We start from the raw sequence: 1,037 nt of genomic DNA, 5'->3' as shown, positions 1-1,037 counted from the left end.
TCGCTGATAACGTGATATCACTCCAGTATGAAAACAAAAGCCGTGTTGTAAATGCGCCTATCGAAAGAGGCACATTTACCAGTTACAACAAAATAAGCGATCCATGGAAAGCAACTGTACAAATGAGCAAAGGTAGCGGTGGTGCTTTAGAACGAGGTGCTTTCTTGGCTCAACTTGAAATCCTATCTAAAAGCACATTGCGATTTATCGTTATCACGCCTGAGTTTGTCTACAAATTTGCAAATATCGTCGGGTATGACTTAGCAAGAGAGGCTAAAGATGGGGCGACACTTATTAAAGTAAACGTACATCTTGAGGAAATTCGAGAGGTCACAGTTAGCTATGCAGAGGAAGAAGTCACCAAACCAGATGATTCAAAGGTGAAAGATACTGGTGATCAGACTCAAAAGGTGGAATCTAAGGGAATATTTGACTGGGATGATGAAATAAACGAAATACAAAATATTTCAAATATAGTTCAGAAATCAATAGGTTCACTGGAAAACTTTCTAAAGTTTGCACAAGGACAAATATCAGGAGGTTAAATGAATTTTGAAATAAAACTATCACCCACGCCAAACCAATCAACCTCATTCACTATCAATAACACACTTTACGAACTCACGTTAGAAACCCGACTTGAAAACCTATTTGCCACAGTAAAACGAGATGGTGAATATCTGGTGTGTAATCGCATTTGTCGAAACCTTACTTACATTTGCCAGTGGTTGATATTTGTCGATATCGAGGGGAATACAGATCCAGTGTATTCAGAGTTAGGATCACGTTATAAGTTGGTGTGGAACGATGGCATTCAATAGAAAAGTTTTGCGTATAACATTAACGTTGTCGGGTGAGAATCAATCATTCTCCACTGAGAATAAGAATAGCCTGTCTGCCATTGGATTGAGAGCGAGCGCTGAAATTAACTATGGCAATGGCTCTCCTGCACCTAGTGCCAGAGTGAAGATTTACGGCTTACCGATTGAGACTGCGGATAAGTTACTGCGCATTAAATTCAACTCGTTAAACGGACT

General features: G+C 39.6%; 3 protein-coding genes. All 3 read left to right on the top strand.

Translation table 11 applies throughout. From position 1 onward, the window contains the following. Positions 1–545 (top strand): phage baseplate protein (locus ABN256_RS19080; RefSeq protein ID WP_349439934.1); only part of this gene is annotated, 545 nt, incomplete at its 5' end. Next, complete coding sequence (locus tag ABN256_RS19075) at positions 546–821, top strand: phage baseplate plug family protein (RefSeq protein ID WP_156733210.1); 276 nt, start codon at positions 546–548, stop codon at positions 819–821. It abuts the gene before it with no gap. After that, a partial coding sequence (locus tag ABN256_RS19070) for a hypothetical protein (protein ID WP_349439933.1) occupies positions 808–1,037 on the top strand: 230 nt, incomplete at its 3' end. The genes ABN256_RS19075 and ABN256_RS19070, both read left to right, overlap by 14 nt.

Origin of the sequence: Proteus sp. fly-1008, assembly GCF_040140305.1 — a bacterium.
In the GTDB taxonomy this organism is placed as follows: domain Bacteria; phylum Pseudomonadota; class Gammaproteobacteria; order Enterobacterales; family Enterobacteriaceae; genus Proteus; species Proteus vulgaris_B.
The sequence above is the reverse complement of the archived record's forward strand: the minus strand, read 5'-3'. Positions and strand labels throughout refer to the sequence as shown.

Bases quoted from the DNA above. Each gene is read 5' to 3' on its own strand.
- ABN256_RS19075 (WP_156733210.1), top strand. From the start codon at position 546: ATGAATTTTGAAATAAAACTATCACCCACGCCAAACCAATCAACCTCA.